This is a genomic window from uncultured Duncaniella sp., from assembly GCF_910577345.1.
Lineage (GTDB): Bacteria > Bacteroidota > Bacteroidia > Bacteroidales > Muribaculaceae > Duncaniella.
In genome coordinates this window covers 5103-24341 of sequence record NZ_CAJTMT010000018.1, presented here as the reverse complement: position 1 = coordinate 24341, position 19239 = coordinate 5103, and the positions used below count along the sequence as shown (strand labels likewise).

Here is a 19239-nt window from a genome sequence, read left to right as displayed (position 1 = left end):
TTATTGTACCATTCGGATATTTGTCCGGCTTGCCTTGCCGGTCTTGTCAGCTTTCTCGGTCCTCTTGCTCCTCGCTGAGACTGGAGAGGAGGCCGGTGGTTGAATTCATGATATAGCCTGCGACGCGCACATCTTTTGCCATCAGTGGATGGTTGCGGATGAGGTCGACGGTTTCAGCAACGGCATCGGCTGTGTTGGTGAAGCCGTGAAGCCAACTGTTGAGGTCTATGCCACAGTGGCGCATGAGTGAGATATGTTCTTCGTCAATACCGCGTTCGCGCATGAGGTGGAGCATCTCCTCGGCATCCATGCCCTGCACTCCGCATCCGGTGTGGCCGATGACCATGACTTCATTGACTCCAAGCTCGTAGACAGCCACAAGCAGCGAACGCATGGTGGAGTCGAAGGGGTTGGTGATTGTGCCTCCGGCATTCTTTATCATCTTGACATCTCCGTTCCTGAGTCCGAGGGCTGCGGGGAGGAGTTCGACCAGGCGGGTGTCCATACATGTCACGATTGCAATGCGCTTGTCGGGATACTTTGAGGTCTCGAAGCGGCGATAGCCTTCAGAGGCCACGAATTCGCGGTTGAATTTGATAATTTCGTCAATCATAGTTGTAAGTGATAAGATTCTATTTGCTTGTCAGCCCTATCGGACGCTTTGGTCAAATAGGGCTGACGGGAGATAGTCAATATGTTTAACGGATGTATCAGAGGAAAATTGTCACGAACATGTAGAGGCAGTGGGCGATTACGGCAGCGAAGATGCCTCCGATTGTGTGAGCGAGGATTGCCTTGGTTGTGAGTTCGCGATAGCCGAGCGAGTCGAGCATGGCGGTGTGGGTGCTGAGATAGCCGCTCCAACACATTCCTATGGCGGTGAATACGGCTATGGCGTTTCCGTCAATCCATCCCTGCGAAATGAAGTTGGGGACAAGGCTGAGGGCGGCTCCGACGGCACCGAGGGCTGTGATGGGGAAGGCAACGAGGTGCGGGTCTGTGAAACCGAAAAGCCATTCAAACACGATGTTGATTTTCTGGGCAAGCCACGGGAGGAGTTCCACGCCTTCGTAGGCGCCGCCGGTATATTCGCCTGATGCCGATGCACCGAAAGTGAGGATCATCACGAGAGTGGAGATGATGAGCACACCAGGGATGATGGCGATGCCGACATCGACACCTGTGCGTCCGCCGTCAAGGAGGGCGTTGAGAATACGGATGGGGAGCGATTTTGTTTCTGCTTTCTCAGCCTCTTCTTCGGCGATTTCATCGTCTATCACATTCTCAGTCTCGAAATTCGGATAGGCTTTTATGACGAAGCGCTGCATGAGTCGGGTCGACACGATGCAACCGCAGGCCGCACCTATGAGGCCGATGAATGGAGCGAGATAGTAGCCCTGTCCGACCATGAAGACCATCACAAGCAGTCCCATGCCGAAGGCTGTTCCGAAGTTGGTCAGTGAGATGTATTGGAATTTCTTGAAGTAACGGCTGAAACGCTTGTCCTGAGAGAGCGATATGATGGCGGGGTTGTCGCTCAGGAAGGTCATGACCGCACCGAGCGAGGCCACGCCCGGCAGACGGAACAGAGGACCCATGAGGGGGCGCAGAAGCTTTTCGAGCAGGCTGACAACGCCGAATTCCACAAACAGGCGTCCGATCGCACCGGTGACAACGCAGATACCCATGAGGTAGAAAACGGTGTTGATGAGGAGGTCATGCGCGGTGTGCATGATGGTGTTGAGCATGTTGGGAAGTCCCATGACCGAGCCGAGATAGTAGAACAATCCCGTTACTATCAGTAGACAGGGCACACCGGTCGGGATATAGCGCGAGATTCCTCCACTGCGCTTCTCCGGTTTGGCAGGAGCGGCTTGTGGCTGCGGTTCGTTGACATTCATAGGTGTTTCCATGGGTGGGTTGTGTTTGTCGTGGTTGATTCAGATGATATTATTTGCGTTTGAGCGAGAGGATGTTCATTGTCCACTTGACTCCGAGGTCAAAAAGGACTGTCTTGTCTTGCATGACATCGGCAGTATTGGCGTTTGTGCCTGTAGAGTAGTAGCAATTCGCATGTACGCGCAGGGTATGGTTGGAGTTGGCGAGCGGGAAGTATTCGAGTCCTCCGCCGACCATAGTCATTTTGGTGCCGGAAAGGACACAGAGGTCGGCATCTGTCGTAGTGGCGTTGCGGTCGTAGGTTCCCTTGACGTGGAGGTTCCATTTAGCCGTCGGACGATAAGAGAGTTCAGCCATGACGGACCAGTCTTTGAAGAAGAAGGCCTGACGTGAGGCCGCGCGGTTCATGAGGTCAAGTTCGAGTGCTACCTTCCCGAATGAGAAGCGGTTGCCAAGGGCAAGATAAGAGATGTAGCGGTCAGGAGCATACTCGATGAGGTTGGCCGACCAGAGCGATGAGTATATGCCGTGGGTTGAGCTCCACATCAGGTTGTAGGCATACATGTCGCGGTAGTCAGAGCGGAAGAAAGGACTTTCGCAGAACTGAAACGACAGACGGTCGGAATCAGTAAGCCTGTAGGCTGCCGAAGCTCCAATCTGGTAGCATGGGATGTTGTTCCAGAACACCGAGCAGCCATAGAGGTCGATGGGCGCGCGGTCATATTCCCAACCGCCGATGGCCACAACCTGCTTTCCCGCCGAAAGTGACCAGCGGTTGATGTCGTAGTTGAGATAGACCCAGTCGGTCGCGTCGAAGAAAGAACCGTCGTTGTGGTTCTTGTTGAGGCGCTGTCGCCATGAATAGGACAGGTTGCCGGTGATGTTTCCGTCGACGCGTATGACGAGATACTTGCCTTCGAAACCGGTGTTGTCACTGACGGTGTGACCGTCATTCCAGTCACGTTGGTAGTCAAGACGGGCATCCACGTCGAGACGTATGATCTCGTCGCGGTTGTCGGCCCCCATAGCCGAAGCAGTGCACAAGGCCATGAGCATGGCTGTGCAGAAAATGGATTTCATAAGAAAATAAGGTTAACTATATGTGATTATCAGGGTAATCAGTGAAATCGTGGTAAGGATGAAATGGGGAGAAAGAGGAGAGAGGGCGGTGATAGAGGGATGATTAGAATGCGGCGGGTTTCATGGTGAGGCCTGTGGTTTCCTGAAGGCCGAAAAGGAGGTTCATGGTGTGGACAGCGTTGCCGGCTCCACCTTTGAGAAGGTTGTCGATGACGGCTGTGATGAGCACTTTACCGTCGATTTTGTCGAGATGGATGATACATTTGTTGGTGTTGACCACATCCTTGAGGTCAGGAATCTTCGAGGTGATGAAGGTGAAGTTGTGGTCAGAGAAATAGTCCGAATACAGTTTGATGATTTCGGGAAGTTCAAGGGAGCAGTCGAGATAGCTGACAGCCATGATGCCGCGCGAGAAGCAGCCGCGCATCGGGAGGATATGTATCTTGGAGTTGAAGCTTTGCTGCATTTCCTTGATGGCCTGAAGAATCTCGGGCATCTGGGTGTGGGCGAAAGGACGGTAGACGACCATGTTGTCGTTGCGCCATGCATAGTGGGTCGTCGGACGATGTTCGGCACCTTCGCTTGTGGCTCCCGTGATGACTGTCGTGTGGATGTCGGAGTTGAGCAGGAGGTTCTTGGCGAGAGGCATGAGCGAAAGCTCGACTGCCATAGCAACACAGCCTGGATTGGCCACATGCTTGGCTCCGCGCACCATTGGCTTGCGGTTGAGTTCCGACAGGCCATAGACAAAGTCATGCGTCCCGTCCTCGATGCGGTGGTCGCGTGCGAGGTCGATGATTTTCAGGTCTTCGGGGATGGTGTGGGTTTCGATGAACTCCTTGGTCTTCCCGGCGGGACGGCAGCAGAAGAGCACGTCGATGTTCTTCAGATCGAAATTGCTTGAGAAGTTCATGTCAATCTCGCCGTGGAGTCCTTGATGGACATCGACGATGCGCTGCCCTCCGACCGTGCGGGAGTGGACCCATTTGAGCTCCACATCAGGGTGATTTATGAGTATGCGGATGAGTTCGCCGGCTGCATAGCCCGAACCTCCGATGATTCCTACTTTTATCATGGCAAAGGAGATGGTGGTGGTTTTAAGGTGAAGGATGGATGATTTATGGTGTAAGCGCAAAAGGACATCAGGAGAGAAGACGGCATACATTGCATATCATGTATGTCCGTGCATTCCGGTCCTTATGTCCTTTTGCGTCTGTCATTGTCTGTTGATGTCTGTTCAGGCTTCGGGGAGCTTGATGGCTTCGATGCCCTTTTCGATGCGTCGGATGGTCTCGTCGCGTCCGATGAGCTCGGTTATGTCGAAGATATGCGGACCTTTACATTCGCCGACGAGGGTCAGACGGAAGGCATTCATGACATTGCCGAGATGGTAGCCTTTGGATGCCACCCAGTCGAGGACAATCGGTTCGGCAGCCTTGGATCCGAAATCGGGGAGCGAGCGGAGCACTTCGATGAGTTCGGTAAGGATGGCGGGTGTCTCCTCTTTCCAGCGCTTTTTGATGTCCTTCTCGGCGTAGGTTTCAGGTGCATTGAAGAAGAATTTTGCCTGATCCCAAAGCTCTGCGACGAAGTTCACGCGGCCCTTGACGAGTGAGATGACCTTTGCAATGTATTCGTCGGAGAAGTCAGCATCGTTGACACCGTGGGCCTTCAGTACTGGACGGAAGAGGCCGACGAGTTCTGCATCGGGTGTCATCTGGATGTATTCGTGATTGAACCAGCGGCCCTTGTCGAAGGCGAACTTGGCGCCGGAGCGGGAGCAGTGGTCAAAGGAAAATTTGGAGATAAGCTCGTCCATCGACATGATTTCGGTGTCGTCGCCGGGGTTCCAGCCGAGGAGGGCGAGGAAGTTTATGACAGCTTCAGGAAGATAGCCCGACTCACGGTAGCCTGATGAGATGGCACCGGTCTTGGGGTCGGTCCATTCGAGGGGGAATACGGGGAATCCGAGGCGGTCGCCGTCGCGCTTTGAGAGTTTGCCTTTGCCGTCGGGTTTGAGCAGGAGTGGCAGGTGGACGAAGTCGGGACGAGTGTCGGCCCAGCCGAAAGCTTCGTAGAGAAGCACATGGAGGGGAGCCGAGGGGAGCCATTCCTCACCACGGATGACGTGGGATACTTCCATCAGATGGTCGTCGACAATATTGGCGAGATGGTAGGTGGGGAGGTCGTCGGCGCTCTTGTAGAGAACTTTGTCGTCAAGAATCGACGAGTTGATGGTCACCTTTCCACGGAGAAGGTCGTTGACCTCCACGTCGCGTCCGGGTTCGATAAGGAAGCGGACAACGTATGGGGTGCCTGCGTCCATGAGGGCCTTCACTTCCTCGGCGGGGAGCGAGAGGGAGTTGCGCATGTTCATGCGTGTCGAGGCGTCATACTGGAAGTTGGGAGTGGCGGCGCGTGCAGCCTCAAGCTCTTCGGGGGTGTCGAAAGCGATGTAGGCGCGTCCGGCATCGAGGAGCTGCTTGACGTATGTACGGTAGATGTCGCGGCGCTCGCTCTGCTTGTAAGGGCCGTAGGCTCCGCCTTCGCGTACACCTTCATCAATCTTGATTCCGAGCCATGCGAGGGCCTCGTTGATATAATCCTCTGCTCCGGGGACGAAGCGGTTCGAGTCAGTATCCTCGATGCGGAGAATCATGTCGCCGCCGTTGCGACGGGCGAAAAGATAGTTGAAGAGAGCGGTGCGCACACCACCGATATGAAGCGGCCCCGTAGGGGAGGGGGCAAAACGTACTCTGACTTTGCGGTCCATATACAATATATATAACTATTATGTCGATAAGTGACGGATTTATTTATCTGACGACAAAATTATGAAAAATTTTTGCGAGATGCAAAAAGGCCGAGGAGGAGTTCTTTGATAATAAATGGAAAAGTTGTAAATTTGTCCACGAAACCATAAATTATACCCTTGAAAAATGGAGACTTCACAGCCCTACGTCCCGGAACCGGCCATCCGCCGTCTGCCATGGTATCTCGCCTGTGTGTCGCGTCTGAGAGCGCAAGGGGTGGAATATGTCTCGTCGACAGCCATTTCCCATCAGCTCAATGTCGATGCCTCGCAGATAGCGAAGGATCTGTCGTATCTCAACATCAAGGGTAAGACCCGCATCGGCTACGAAGTCAAGGAGCTGGAGCAGGGATTGCTCGATTTCCTCGGTTTCCATCGTGAGCACAATGCCGTCATGATGGGTGTCGGTAGCCTCGGCGCCGCTCTTATGGCCGATTCCGGCCTCTCGCGCTACGGCTTGAATATCGTGGCAGGCTTTGACGTAAATCCCGATGTGGTCGGGACCACTCTTGGCGGCAAACCCATCTATCATCTTTCAGAACTCCCGGCGCGCCTCAAGGAACTCGATGCCGAGATTGCTGTCATTGCCGTCCCGGTCGAAAGCGCGGCAGAGGTTGCCGAACTTTGTGTGCAGTCCGGGATAAAGGCGCTCTGGAATTTCACACCTTTCCACATCAAGACATCCCCCGGGGTGGCAATACAGAACACTTCGATTTATGCGCATCTCGCGGTGATGTATAACCGAATGCCAAAATGAAAATTATCCGTCTGATTTCGCTCTCCCCCGCGCTTGACATTGACATCCATCCCGATTCGGCCATGATTCTTCCGGGCCGACCTTTTTTCATGCCCGAATGGGGCGATAATTGGGTGGCGAAGATGCATCCCGCCGTAAGGATAGGCCGTCTCGGCAAGAATATAGCCCGGAAATTCGCTGCCCGTTACTATGATGGTGTCACTATGGCTTTTCGTGTGACATTGGCTGATGCAGCGGGACTGGAGGGTGTGCTTTCAGGTATGGATTCCTCGCTTATTCATGGCGAATGGCTTCCGGCTGAGTGCGCTTCAAGAGAATTGAGTGTGGGAGTAAATTGTGAGGCGTTTGCTGTAGGACCATTTGCAGACACGGTTGATGAGGTCATTGCCAAGGTGAGTGAATACATGACTCTGAAGATGGGTGATGTGATTCTCCTGCCTGCCGTCGGTCAACCGGTGAATCTTAAGGAGGGCCTGCGGGTTGAGGTCAGTGTTGACTCGACACCCGTAATGGAACTGAGGGTGGTCTGATGTTCAAATGGATTTTTTCATAGTGTTAATACAAAAAAAACATGCTGCATGAAGGCCGGCCTTCATGCAGCATGTTTTTTTTGTATCAGGCAGTTGCAAATGTTTAGCGGACGGAGACTTTTGCAGTCCTGGTGCCGACTTTGACAATGTAGAGTCCTGCGGGGAGTTCGATATGGCGCGATGAACCTCCGTAGACACGGACGCCTGTCAGCGAATAGACTGCGGCGGGGAGGTCTGAGCCTGAGATTGTGATGGCCGAGCCTCCTGAAATGACAGCGCTTCCGTCGGCGATTATGTCATCAATACCGGAGTCGTCCGGTGTGCCGGCTGTGAAGCAGATGTTGCGTCCCTCCTTGCGTATGTTGGTCAGGGGGTAGCCCGGGTCAACATGTCCCCATGACTGGAAGCGGGGTGTGGGTAGCATTGAGTTGGCGGTGTATTCGGTGACATTGGCTGCGCCGGGGAAGGGATCATTTACACTTGCGTTGATGCTGGTGCGGCTGACGGCTTCGACGAGGTCTACGTTCTGGTGCACGCGGTTGTTGTTGACCTCGTTCTGGAACCAAAGATTCTCATCGTAGTCAATGTGCCAGACGAGCATTCCGTTTCCTGCAAGATAGGAGTCCCAACCTTCGTTCTGACGGTTCTCGAAGAGGAAGAATTCATTGTCGACCTCAGTCTGCACAAGGTAGGCGGAATTTGAATCGGACAGCGGTTCGAGTGTGAGATGTGCCGGTGAGTCGATGACTTTCGGTTTCATCCAGCCGAGCGACATGCGCTCGAATGAGGAGTAGAGCGGAGGTGTGCGGGAGTTGTTGAGGTAGCAGCCGATGTCGAGGATGCTCCATGTCGACGGAGTGTTGATAGGAATCTCGCTGTCGCCGGTGTAGTAGAGGTCGGGAAGACCCATGACATGGGAGAACTCATGGCAGAAAGTTCCGAGGCCGTCGGGATAATTGGTGTAGATGAGCTCGTTGGAGCAGGCATAATGGTTGAGGAGAAGACCGTCGTAATAGTTGTCTTTTTTCTCGGACGCTGCGAGGTCGGGGTAGTAATATTTCTGATAGTTGTAGCCGCTCTGCACGTCGTAGGAATGAGGCCAGATGCAGTCAGCATCCGAGGCATTACCGGTCGATTCACCGAATCCGGCATAGATGATGTAGACATTATCCATGACTCCGTCACCATCGCAATCGTAGGGGGAGAAATCGAAACCTTGAGCTTCAAGGATGTTGCAGGCATGGATCGGGAGTTTGTAGGAGTTGGCGTCGTTGTATGGAGAGTTGCCTCCGTAATATGCCTGAGTGTTGGGGAGGGTGATAGGACCGTAGACATCGAACTGAGGGGCGAACACTCCGCAGGATGAGGCTTTGAAGTAGTCGCGGGCCGAGCCGGTGCCATTGTAGGAATTGAATCCTTCCTTGTTGAGCATGTCGGTGAAGTAGCCTTTGGCTCCCGAAAGGGTAAATTTCACGTCGCTGTATTCGGCGAGGATTACAAGACCGCGTGGTGAGCCGGTGGTCGGGAAAGTGGTGGTGCTCATCGACTCCGGTGCGCGAGATGGTGCACGCATGGCAGGGGCGCTGATGCGTGAGGGGGCAGCCATGGCAGCTTTGGCTACGATGGCGTCTGCGTCAAGTGTCAGGAGTAACTTTTTTGTCTCAGCCGATCTATAGGCGGGGTCTGATGCGGGTATGCCGGTGCTGACAAGTCTGCCTTCAGTGTCATTTTTTGCGAAGCAGAGAGTCTGACCGTCAAGTACGAGGGGATGACCGTCGTCAGTGATGAAGTAGTGGAAGCGCTCGTCGCCTACGGTGCGGTAGGTGACGGTAGTGCCGTCGGGGAGCGTTGCAGTGTGTTTGGCGGGGCGTGCCGGAGCGGCCCCGAGGCTGAGTGCCGAAAGCAGCACTGTGGCCATAACTGTGTGTATTCGTGGTAAAATCATAGGGTAAAATTATAAATTTTAAACGTAAAAATAAAAAGATTCGTCTAAATTTGCTGATAATATCTGTCAATCGTATATTTGTAATGGTAATCCGCAAAATCATATCTACCATGAAGCATATTCGTCCATTTTCTTTTGCCGTTCTGTCGGGAATTTTGCTGGCTACAGCAGCATGTTCGGAGAACGATGATCCTGTCATTGCAGTTTTCTCCGATTTCAGTTACCGTGTCACAATGCCTGACGGCGATGAGGTCGCAAGCTCCGACTGGGCACCTGTGCTTCCGGGCTGCTATCCGGATCCGTCGGTGGTGAGGGTGGACGATGACTACTATATGGTAAATTCCTCATTTGCGTTCTTCCCGGGTGTCCCTATCTGGCACAGCACTGACCTTCGGAATTGGGAACGGCTCGGCTACGTCCTTAACAGGCGTGAACAGCTCGACCTTCCCGATAGTCTCCGTATCTCCGGTGGTATCTATGCGCCTGATATTTCCTACAATCCTGTAAATGAGACCTTCTATATGATTACGACTCTTGTCGACAATGGAGGGACATTCTATGTCACCACCAAGGATCCGAAGTCAGGGCGTTGGAGCGATCCTGTATGGTTGCCGGAAGTCGGAGGAATCGACCCGAGTATCCTGTTTGACACTGATGGGAAGGCATATATTGTCAACAATGACAGTCCTGAAGGTGAAACCCTTTATGATGGTCACCGGGCTATCCATATCCATGATTTCGATTGGGAAAACAATCGTGTGACAGGTGAGTCGGAAATGATTGTCAACGGCGGGGTGAATCTTGCTGAGAAACCTGTGTGGGTTGAAGGCCCGCATCTATATAATATAGGTGGTAAATATTTCCTGATGTGCGCCGAAGGGGGTACGGGTCCGCAGCACAGCGAGGTCATATTTGAGTCAACGAGTCCGAAGGGGCCGTTCAAACCGTGTAGGATAAATCCGATACTCACGCAGCGTGGTCTTGATCCTTCGCGCCCTGACCCTGTGACATGTACCGGACATGCAGATCTTGTCGAAGATAAGGATGGCAAATGGTGGGCCGTCTATCTCGGTGTGCGCCCCTACGATGATAAGGGCAATGATATAATGGGTCGTGAGACGTTTATGCATCGCGTTGAGTGGAAATCGGGTCAACCTGTCATCACGGGACGCGATGAGATGTTGACCGGTCGTCCGCAGCGGGAGTTTGAATCCGAGCTCTGGTCCGACGGACAGTTGTCGCCTTTCGCGTTTTTCGTGCGTAATCCCCGTGGCGATTTCTACGGGATAAGTGCTGAGGGCGGTCTGAATCTCGTTGCTTCTGAAGTGGCTCTTGCCGACCGGAAGTCCCCTTCGGCAATCGGTATGTGGGCCACGGAGAAGGCTTTTGAGGTGGAGGCGACTCTCGATGAGTTTTCTCCTGTCACTTCAGCAGACATTGCCGGCCTTCTGCTTTTCCAGGACGATGATTGTAATGTCGTGTTCGGAAAGACGGTGAATTCCTACGGTGATAATGTGGTGAGAGTGATTGCCCGCAGTAAGAATGATAGGCGAAAGGAATTCGAGGCGCCGTTGGCGGATGCTTCTTCCCCGTTAAAACTCAAGATTGCTGCTGATGGAAATGGCTCATATTCATTCGCTTTTGCTGAGGGCGAGGGTGAATGGCAGAATATGTCGCAGACTGTTGCTGCCTCCATGCTCAGCACTGCGACGGCTGGAAATTTCACGGGAACGATGATTGGAGTCTATGCCTCTTCTGCTGAAAAGTAGAAATTCCACAAAACACCGAATGAAAATTCAACAAATCACCGAATGGAAATTCAACAAATCACCGAATAGAAATTCAACAAATCACCGAATAGAAATTCCACAAATCACCGAATGAAAATTCCACAAACCACCGAATGGAAATTCCACAAAACACCGAATGAAAATTCCACAAATCACCGAATGAAAATTCCATAAATCACCGAATGAAAATTCCATAAATCACCGAATAGTCAAAAAAAATCCTTATATTTGCATTCAAAATCAATGATATGGATGCTTATAGACCCAGAGTGATTGAGGCTCTGCTCAAACGGAAGTTGAGAAGTGCCGGTGCAATATTGGTGGAAGGCGCGAAGTGGTGTGGAAAATCCACCACTGCCGCCCAGTTTGCCAACAGCCACGTCTATCTTGCCAATCCTGCGACATACAGGCAAAACATGACGCTTGCAGAGGTCAATCCATCCGCCTTGCTCGAAGGAGAGACACCGCGGTTGATTGATGAGTGGCAGCTTGCGCCGGAATTGTGGGATGCGGTGAGGGGAGAGGTTGATATGCGCGGACGAAAGGGTCAGTTCATACTAACCGGCTCTGCCGTGCCACCATCCAACGATAAGATTCACCATACCGGGACAGGACGGTTCGCATGGTTGACCATGCGGCCGATGAGCCTCTATGAATCCGGCGATTCCTCCGGAGAGGTCAGTCTGGAAAGCCTGTTTGCAGCTCCGGATATGATTTCCGGAAACCGTGAGATGAACTTGGACGAGCTTTCCTATCTGATATGCCGTGGTGGTTGGCCGTCTGCTGTCGGCCTTGACAGAGAGGATGCTCTTGAAGAAGCCTACGACTATTTTGATGCTGTCGTAAAAACCGATATTTCCCGGGTAGATGGTGTGACACGTTCGGTGGCAAGGACACAGTTGTTCATGCGGGCCTACGCGCGCAGTCAAGGAAGTCAGACTGCATTGACCAAACTCCGTGCCGACATGTTGCCAAATGACAGCGCTACCCTCGATGTCGACACCGTGTCGTCATATCACAATGCGCTGAAAAAAATATTTGTGGTGGAGGACATGCCGTCGTGGAATCCCAACCTGCGTTCGAAAAGTGCCATCCGCACATCAGACACGCGCTACTTTGTCGACCCGTCCATTGCCACTTCCGCACTCGGTTGCGGACCAGATGAGCTGAAGGGCGATCTTGAAACACTCGGGCTCATCTTCGAGACCCTTTGCGTGAGGGACCTTCGCGTGTATTCACAGCCTCTTAACGGAGAGGTCTACCATTATCGTGATAGTTCCGGCCTTGAATGTGATGCCGTGGTTCATCTGCGCAACGGCCATTACGGTCTCGTCGAGATAAAACTTGGTGGGGAGACTGCTATCGAAAGCGCTGTCAAGACCCTCAACAAGCTTGAATCCAATATTGACACCGACAAGATGAAAGCTCCGTCCTTCAAAATGGTTCTCATCGGTGTCGGGCAGTATGCCTATCGCCGGAAGGATGGAATTTATGTCGTCCCGGTGAGCTGTTTGAAAAATTAGACGAAAACGACAGATTTAATGTTAAATTAAGAATAAAAACGTTAATATAGCAATTTTTCATAAAAAAATGCGCGTCTTTTGAAAATAATCACTAAATTAGCACACTAAATTCTATTTACCTATCCCTTCTCGCTGTGTGGGACGGCTGCGGCCTTTTCCAAAAAAGCTCGGCGAGCATTTTTTATCACCTTAAATAACTGTTATGGAACCGCGTGACACTTCAATGCAACCCGACGCATTGGATAAAACCCTGAACGAAGGCGCCGCACAGTCGGCTGCTGATTCTACAAACATTTCCAATCCCACTATCGAAACGGAGGCAGCGGGGGCTGTTTCCGCTGCAGTTGACGTTGAGACACCCGCTGTCGCTACGCCTGAAGAAATTACTGTCGAGGCTCAGGCTGAGGTTGCTGAAGAACCGGCAGCCGCAAAGCCACAGGCAAGCAAGGAGGAGATTCTGGCTGCGTTGAAAGTTCTTTCGGAGAAAGAGCCGGCAGAAATCACAAATGAGGAAGTGTCGCGTCTGAAACAACAGTTCTACGCCATCCGCAACGAAGAGCAGCGCGCCGAGCGTGAGACATTCGTCGAGGCAGGCAATCAGCCTGAAGCATTCGAGCCGAAGGCCGACGAGACAGAGGAAGCCTTCAAGGCCCTCCTTTCGACCGTCAAGGAGAAGAAGGCCGAGCAGCGCGCTGCAATCGAGGCCGAACAGCAGAAGAACTATGAGCGCAAGCAGGAAATCATCGCGAAGATTATCGAAATGAGCGGTGATGTCGACAATGCAAACCGCTTCTTCCAGCAGGTGCGCGACCTCCAGAACGATTTTAAGGAAATCGGCGAAGTGCCTGCTCCCGTGGCTGCCGACCTCTGGAAGAGCTATCAGGATGCCGTTGAGAAATTTTATGACCAGCTTAAAATCAATAAGGAACTGCGCGACTACGATTTCAAGAAGAACCTTTCGGAAAAGGAACTCCTCGTCGCTGAGGCCGAGAAGCTTCGCGAGGAAGAGGATGTCATCGCAGCCTTCCGCCGTCTGCAGGAACTCCACGAGCAGTGGCGTTCGATCGGTCCTGTCCCCAAAGAGGTACGCGAGGAAATCTGGGGGCGTTTCAAGGACATCTCAGCCGACATCAACAAGCGTTATCAGACATTCTTCGAGGAGCGCAAGGCCCGCGAACGTGAGAACGAGGCTGCCAAGGAGGCTCTTTGCGAACGCATCGAGGCTTATGAATTCGACAAGCTGTCGACCTACGCAGCATGGGATGAGATGACTAAGCTCATCATCGCCGCTCAGGAGGACTGGAAGAAGGTCGGCTATGCATCGCGCAAGTCAAACAACGCACTTTTCGCCCGTTTCCGCGAGACCTGCGACAAATTCTTTGCCGCCAAGGCTGAATTCTTCCGTGGAATGAAGGACACTCTTTCGCGCAACCTCGAAAAGAAAATAGCCCTTTGCGAACGTGCAGAGGCCCTCAAAGACAGCACCGAATGGCGCAAGACTGCCGATGAACTCGCAGCATTGCAGAAGGAGTGGAAGACAATCGGTGCTGTGGCCAAGAAACATTCCGACCAGGTTTGGCACCGTTTCCTCGCCGCTTGCGACTATTTCTTCGAGCAGAAGAAAAAGAACAATTCAGGCACCCGCCGCACCGAGCGTGCCAACCTCGAACAGAAAAACGAGATTATCGACAAGCTCAAAGCCATTGACGTTACCGCCATGGACCGCGAGGAAGCCATCAAGAAGGTCAAAGACCTTCAGGCCGAATGGCAGAGCGTAGGTCATGTGCCCTTCAGCGAGAAGGACAATGTCTATGAGGCATACCGCGGAGTGGTCAACGAGCTTTACCAGAAACTCGACATCTCGCAGCGCGGCTCGCGCATGGCTTCCTTTGAGAACACCATCAAGGAAATCGGCAACGACGAAAATCGTCTCTACCGCGAGCGTGAGCGACTTATGCGCGCCTACGAGCAGCGTCGCGGCGAACTCCAGACCTACGAGAACAACATGGGCTTCCTCAGCGCCAAGTCCAAGAATGCCGATTCGATGCTCCGCGACATGGAGCGCCGCGTTCAGCGCCTCAAAGACGACATCGCTGACCTCGAAAAGAAAATCGCCGTCATCGACAGTAAACTCTAATAAGAAAAAACGGTGTCAAATCACCGTTGATTCAATTTAGGTATACAAAAGCACAAAAGTGCAGAAGTGACAAAAGTTTAAAGCAGTCAGTAAATGGCCTGCTTGAGTGAAATCAACTTAAAACTTTTGTCGTTTCCGCACTTTTGTGCTTTTGTATACCTTTCGATGTTTTTGAAATGTATATGGAGAAAAGCTCCCCGTTTGAGATTTTATCAGCTATGTTTACAATATTTAAGGATTGAAACCGATTATATAAATAGGTATGGTCTGCGATTGCGGCTGTGCTGAATATTGTAAGCGACGATGGGCAAAACGAACAGACACGGACGGTATTTTCATCGGGCTCTCACTTTGGTTGACTTCCTAATCCTCAACGGAGTCTTCTTTGTCGTGACGGTCCTCAACCCCGCTGTGCCCGAAATCCACACCCGTCTCATCTGGGTCCTGCTCAATGCCGCCTATATCCCTGTGGCGCGCTATGTGGGGCGAATCCATAAGGTGAGGGCGATGCTCATGGAACGAATAACCTTCTCGGCGCTCCAGGCAGTGTGTCTTCACGCGCTTGCATTCATCTTCCTGCTTTATTTCCTGAAACTTGATGCGATTCCGTGGAAGATATTCGCCGAATTCTATTCTGCGACTGCCTTGATGCTGATTCTATGGTGGGTCGGGTCGCACTATCTGCTGAAGTCCTACCGTCGTGGCGGACGCAGCTATTCCTGCATAGTCATTGTCGGTTGCAATTCCACCGCCGAGCGCCTCTATGCCGAGATGCAGTCGGACCCCGGTTTCGGCTACCGCTGCCAGGGATTTTTCGACATCTACTGTCCTCCCGGTTTTGAACATCGCGACAAGTATGTAGGCGACCTTTCCGAACTGGAGGAGTTTGTCAAGGAAAACCATACCGACGAGATTTTCTATGCCCTCTCCGGCGAACACCGTGAGGCTGTCCAGCTAATCCTCGGTGTCTGCGAGAAGCAGATGATAAAGTTTCACTATGTCCCGCAGATATCGCCCTATCTAACCCGCAAGTTCCGCCTCGATTCCGTCGGGCAGATGCCGGTGCTCGAAGTGCGTACCAATCCGCTTGAACATACGGCCAACCGTGTGCTCAAACGTTCGTTCGACATAGCCTTCTCAGGCACTTTCCTCCTCTTCTCGCCGATTATCTTCATTCCGCTTGCCATAGCCATAAAGCTCAGCTCGCCCGGACCGGTGTTCTTCAAGCAGACCCGCACAGGCTATATGGGCCGTGATTTCCTCTGCTGGAAGTTCCGCACAATGAGGGTCAACGCCCAGGCCGACACTCTCCAGGCCACTAAAAACGACCCGCGCAAGACAAAACTCGGCGATTTCATGCGCCGCACAAGCCTCGACGAGCTTCCGCAGTTCATCAATGTGTTCAAGGGCGACATGTCGATTGTCGGTCCGCGTCCCCACATGCTCAAACACACTGAGGACTACCGCCGTCTTATCAGCCAGTACATGGTGCGCCATCTCATCAAGCCCGGCATCACGGGGTGGGCGCAAGTGCGCGGCTACCGCGGTCAGACCGAGGAACTGTGGCAGATGGAGCGGCGAGTGGAGCATGATATATGGTATATCGAGCACTGGTCCTTCCTGCTTGACCTCAAGATTATCGTGCGCACCGTCATGAACGCTTTCGGCGGAGAGGAACAGGCTTTCTGATTCATCGAAAAAATGTCTGATACACTTGATATACGGGAGCGGGCAATAGCGCTGCTCCGACGCTTTTACGGTTACAGTCAGTTCCGCCCCCTGCAGCTCGACATCATCACGTCGGCAGCCGAGGGGCGCGACAGTGTCGTGCTCATGCCCACAGGTGGAGGTAAGTCGATATGCTATCAGATTCCGGCCCTCCTTGCCGACGGTGGCGTGACGATAGTCGTCTCGCCGCTCATCGCTCTCATGAAGGACCAGGTGACGGCTCTGACGGCCAACGGTATTCCGGCTGCTGCAGTCAATTCGATGCAGACCGAGGCAGAGAACCATAGCATCCTCGAACAGCTCTTCACCGGACGGGTGAAGATTCTCTATATCTCACCCGAACGTCTGCTGATGGAGATCGACCGCTGGTCGCGCGATCTACCTGTCAGCCTTATCGCTATCGACGAGGCACATTGCATCTCGCAGTGGGGCCATGACTTCCGCCCGACCTACACTCAGCTCTCGCGCTTGAAAGAGGTGTTTCCGAAGGTGCCTATAATGGCACTGACCGCCACTGCCGACCGCCTGACGCGCGACGACATCGCCAAACAGCTCTGTCTGCGTGACCCTGCTCTTTTCATCGGTTCTTTCGACCGCCCCAACATATCACTGAGGGTGATGAATAATCCCGGCAAGAGTCAGCGGCTGCGCTATATCTCCACCCTCATCGAGCGCTACCGCCACGATTCGGGCATTGTCTACTGCCTCAGCCGCAAGGCTGCCGAGTCGATGAACAATGATTTGCTTGCGCTTGGCTACAAATCCGTTGTCTATCACGCCGGGCTTTCAATCACCGAGCGCAATCTCGCGCAGGACCGTTTCATTAACGGCGACGTGCAGGTGGTCTGCGCTACGGTCGCTTTCGGAATGGGTATCGACAAGAGCAATATCCGCTGGGTGGTCCACAACAACATGCCCCGCAATATCGAAAGCTACTATCAGGAAATCGGGCGCGCGGGCCGCGACGGGGTGAAGGCGGAAGCAATCATGTTTTACTCCTATTCCGACATCATAACTCTCCAGAGCTTCGTTGACGAGAGCGGACAGCAGGCCATCAACAATGAAAAGCTCAAGCGTATGCAGGAATATGCGGAGTCGTCGCTCTGCCGCCGCCGAATCCTGTTGAGCTATTTCAACGAGACGATGGACCATGACTGCGGCAACTGCGACGTGTGTCTGAATCCCCCCGAACGTATGGACGGAACCGTGATTGCCCTTAAGGCCATGAGTGCCATCATCAGGGTCAACGGTGCGGTGGGATTCTCGATGCTCATCGACATTCTCCGTGGAGCTGCCAAACATGATCTCATCGAGCGCGGTTATCATCTCATAAAGACCTACGGCGCCGGACGCGACCTCAGTTACCATGAATGGAACTCCTACCTCTCGCAGTTGATTCAGTTGGGATTGATCGACATCGCCTATAATGAAAGCAACCATCTAAAGGTGACCGAATACGGTGCGTCAGTCCTCCGTGACCGCACTCCTGTCACTCTTGCTAAATTCAAGGAGTTCGAGCGCCGCAAGCCCGGGTCGCGTAAGAAAGAGTACATACAGGAGCCGGAGCTCAAACCGGCGGAGCGCCTGCTTGCCGAACTGAAGGAGGTGCGCGTGAAGCTGGCAAGAAAGGAACAGGTGCCACCCTACATCATATTCTCCGACAAGACGCTGCTTGAGATGGTGCGCGTCGAGCCGACCGATATGGATGCATTCTCGAAGGTGGAAGGTGTCGGCGAGAAGAAGACAGTCAAGTACTGGAAACCGTTTGTCACGGCCATCCGCAAGTTCAAGGGAATAGCCGAGTCGCTTGGCACAGGCTTGTCACACGACGAGACCCTCCTGCTTCTCAATGCCGGCTACGATGTTGCCGGTATCGCCGAGACCAAGGGCATCAAGCCCCGCACGGTCTACACCCACATAGTCTCACTGATAAGGCAGGACAAACTGACCGACTTCTCGACTGTTATAACCAGAGAGCAATACACGCGAGTCATGACCCTCGCCCGCGAGAATCCGGACAAGATGTGGGATATACTTGAAAAAGAGATGCCCGACGGCCTCCCCAACGTGGCTCTCGCAATCAGCGATTTCCTCCTTAGACAGAAAGAGAAAAAATGACAGCGAAAAATCATAAAGACTATGAGTTCTGAAAACGAAGACGACAAGATGAAATGGGAGACACTCAGCAGTGAGTATCTCTACCGCCGTCCGTGGCTGACCGCCCGCAAGGACGTGGTCCGTCTGCCCAACGGCACAATCCATAATGAATACTATGTGCTTGAATATCCGACATGGATCAATGTCATAGCCCTGACGCCGGAAGGTAAGTTCGTGATGGTGAAGCAGTATCGCCACGGTCTTGGAATTGTCGGCACGGAGCTTTGCGCAGGTGTGGCCGAAGAGGGTGAGGAGCCGCTTGAAGCCGCCAAACGCGAACTTCTTGAAGAGACCGGCTTCGGAGGTGGGGAATGGGAGCTGAATATGGTCCTTTCGGCAAATCCAAGCAGTCAGAACAATCTCAGCTACAGCTACATTGCTCGTGGAGTGGTTCCCATGACTGAGCAGCATCTCGATGAGACCGAGGATATAAAGGTTGAGATTCTTTCGGAAGATGAGGTGTGGGATCTCCTCATCAACGACCGCATGAAGCAGGCTCTCATGGCTGCTCCCCTCTGGAAATACTTCGCCCTCACCGGAAAAATCCGCCACTAAGTTCCCTTCCCGGAACTTCCCGAATTCAGCCTGAGAAGGGCACATAAGGACATAAGTTCAGAAGGAACATAGATTTTTTCAGTCAACCGGATAGTTAACAAACTCTTTTATAGTTAATAAAACGTCCGGATAGTTGAAAAAACTTATGTTCCTTCTGACCTTATGTCCTTATGTGCCCTTCCATCTGACGCGTGGCAGGCGGGGTAGGGAAAAATCCGCCACTAAGTTTCCTTCCCGGAAGGGAGGATAATATACTGCCCGAATTCAGTCTGAGAAGGGCACATAAGGACATAAGTTCAGAAGGAACATAGATTTTTTCAGTCAAC

14 protein-coding genes and 1 pseudogene are annotated in these 19239 nt (G+C 52.8%); 9 read left to right on the top strand and 6 right to left on the bottom strand.

The window, feature by feature from the left end:
• Positions 1-46 precede the first annotated feature (46 nt).
• The 5 genes from QZ310_RS08975 to gltX form a co-directional block, all read right to left on the bottom strand.
• A complete protein-coding gene (locus QZ310_RS08975) occupies positions 47-613 on the bottom strand; it encodes a carbonic anhydrase (RefSeq protein WP_297072165.1) in 567 nt (188 codons plus the stop codon).
• 97 nt (positions 614-710) lie between these two features.
• Positions 711-1913: a nucleoside recognition domain-containing protein gene (locus tag QZ310_RS08970; RefSeq protein WP_297072164.1), complete on the bottom strand. Its 1203-nt coding sequence runs from the start codon at positions 1911-1913 to the stop codon at positions 711-713.
• A 37-nt stretch (positions 1914-1950) separates the two neighbouring features.
• Positions 1951-2979: a porin gene (locus QZ310_RS08965; RefSeq protein WP_297072163.1), complete on the bottom strand. Its 1029-nt coding sequence runs from the start codon at positions 2977-2979 to the stop codon at positions 1951-1953.
• Between the two features lie 103 nt (positions 2980-3082).
• A complete protein-coding gene (gene argC / locus QZ310_RS08960; protein WP_297072162.1) occupies positions 3083-4054 on the bottom strand; it encodes an N-acetyl-gamma-glutamyl-phosphate reductase in 972 nt (323 codons plus the stop codon).
• Positions 4055-4216: 162 nt separating this feature from the next.
• Positions 4217-5752: a glutamate--tRNA ligase gene (gene gltX, locus QZ310_RS08955; protein ID WP_297072161.1), complete on the bottom strand. Its 1536-nt coding sequence runs from the start codon at positions 5750-5752 to the stop codon at positions 4217-4219.
• Positions 5753-5918: 166 nt separating this feature from the next.
• Between gltX and QZ310_RS08950 the strand changes: the two genes are divergently transcribed.
• Together QZ310_RS08950 and QZ310_RS08945 are read left to right on the top strand one after the other, a co-directional pair.
• A complete protein-coding gene (locus QZ310_RS08950; protein WP_297072160.1) occupies positions 5919-6548 on the top strand; it encodes a redox-sensing transcriptional repressor Rex in 630 nt (209 codons plus the stop codon).
• Complete coding sequence (locus QZ310_RS08945; protein ID WP_297072159.1) at positions 6545-7078, top strand: fumarylacetoacetate hydrolase family protein; 534 nt, start codon at positions 6545-6547, stop codon at positions 7076-7078. Before QZ310_RS08950 ends, QZ310_RS08945 begins: the two co-directional genes overlap by 4 nt.
• A 103-nt stretch (positions 7079-7181) precedes the next feature.
• On the opposite strand, the gene QZ310_RS08940 is transcribed toward QZ310_RS08945, so the two are convergent.
• The gene (locus QZ310_RS08940) at positions 7182-8996 is read right to left on the bottom strand and encodes a M6 family metalloprotease domain-containing protein (RefSeq protein ID WP_297072158.1); all 1815 of its coding nucleotides are present in this window, start codon (positions 8994-8996) and stop codon (positions 7182-7184) included.
• A gap of 137 nt (positions 8997-9133) precedes the next feature.
• Between QZ310_RS08940 and QZ310_RS08935 the strand changes: the two genes are divergently transcribed.
• The 7 genes and pseudogenes from QZ310_RS08935 (at position 9134) to QZ310_RS08905 (ending at position 18913) form a co-directional block, all read left to right on the top strand.
• Positions 9134-10792, top strand: a complete 1659-nt coding sequence (locus tag QZ310_RS08935; protein ID WP_297072157.1) for a glycoside hydrolase family 43 protein — start codon at positions 9134-9136, stop codon at positions 10790-10792.
• Positions 10793-11061: 269 nt separating this feature from the next.
• On the top strand, positions 11062-12336 hold the full coding sequence (locus QZ310_RS08930) for a DUF4143 domain-containing protein (RefSeq protein WP_297072156.1): 1275 nt from the start codon (positions 11062-11064) through the stop codon (positions 12334-12336).
• A gap of 202 nt (positions 12337-12538) precedes the next feature.
• The gene (locus QZ310_RS08925) at positions 12539-14473 is read left to right on the top strand and encodes a DUF349 domain-containing protein (RefSeq protein ID WP_297072155.1); all 1935 of its coding nucleotides are present in this window, start codon (positions 12539-12541) and stop codon (positions 14471-14473) included.
• A gap of 351 nt (positions 14474-14824) precedes the next feature.
• Complete coding sequence (locus QZ310_RS08920; protein WP_297072154.1) at positions 14825-16162, top strand: undecaprenyl-phosphate glucose phosphotransferase; 1338 nt, start codon at positions 14825-14827, stop codon at positions 16160-16162.
• A gap of 12 nt (positions 16163-16174) precedes the next feature.
• Positions 16175-17986 (top strand): annotated as a pseudogene (recQ, locus tag QZ310_RS08915) (DNA helicase RecQ); the annotation flags it as partial.
• Between the two features lie 33 nt (positions 17987-18019).
• Positions 18020-18319, top strand: coding sequence for a helix-turn-helix domain-containing protein (locus tag QZ310_RS08910; protein ID WP_297072196.1), 300 nt, complete (start codon positions 18020-18022; stop codon positions 18317-18319).
• Positions 18320-18340: 21 nt separating this feature from the next.
• Positions 18341-18913, top strand: coding sequence for an NUDIX hydrolase (locus tag QZ310_RS08905; RefSeq protein ID WP_297072153.1), 573 nt, complete (start codon positions 18341-18343; stop codon positions 18911-18913).
• Positions 18914-19239: the final 326 nt, after the last annotated feature.

What these genes read in the sequence shown, in the direction of transcription:
- QZ310_RS08945 (WP_297072159.1), top strand. Translation starts at nt 6,545, where the DNA reads ATGAAAATTATCCGTCTGATTTCGCTCTCCCCCGCGCTTGACATTGAC.
- QZ310_RS08965 (WP_297072163.1), bottom strand. Translation starts at nt 2,979, where the DNA reads ATGAAATCCATTTTCTGCACAGCCATGCTCATGGCCTTGTGCACTGCT.
- gltX (WP_297072161.1), bottom strand. Translation starts at nt 5,752, where the DNA reads ATGGACCGCAAAGTCAGAGTACGTTTTGCCCCCTCCCCTACGGGGCCG.
- QZ310_RS08905 (WP_297072153.1), top strand. Translation starts at nt 18,341, where the DNA reads ATGAGTTCTGAAAACGAAGACGACAAGATGAAATGGGAGACACTCAGC.
- QZ310_RS08950 (WP_297072160.1), top strand. Translation starts at nt 5,919, where the DNA reads ATGGAGACTTCACAGCCCTACGTCCCGGAACCGGCCATCCGCCGTCTG.
- QZ310_RS08935 (WP_297072157.1), top strand. Translation starts at nt 9,134, where the DNA reads ATGAAGCATATTCGTCCATTTTCTTTTGCCGTTCTGTCGGGAATTTTG.
- QZ310_RS08930 (WP_297072156.1), top strand. Translation starts at nt 11,062, where the DNA reads ATGGATGCTTATAGACCCAGAGTGATTGAGGCTCTGCTCAAACGGAAG.
- QZ310_RS08940 (WP_297072158.1), bottom strand. Translation starts at nt 8,996, where the DNA reads ATGGCCACAGTGCTGCTTTCGGCACTCAGCCTCGGGGCCGCTCCGGCA.
- QZ310_RS08975 (WP_297072165.1), bottom strand. Translation starts at nt 613, where the DNA reads ATGATTGACGAAATTATCAAATTCAACCGCGAATTCGTGGCCTCTGAA.
- QZ310_RS08970 (WP_297072164.1), bottom strand. Translation starts at nt 1,913, where the DNA reads ATGGAAACACCTATGAATGTCAACGAACCGCAGCCACAAGCCGCTCCT.
- QZ310_RS08925 (WP_297072155.1), top strand. Translation starts at nt 12,539, where the DNA reads ATGGAACCGCGTGACACTTCAATGCAACCCGACGCATTGGATAAAACC.
- argC (WP_297072162.1), bottom strand. Translation starts at nt 4,054, where the DNA reads ATGATAAAAGTAGGAATCATCGGAGGTTCGGGCTATGCAGCCGGCGAA.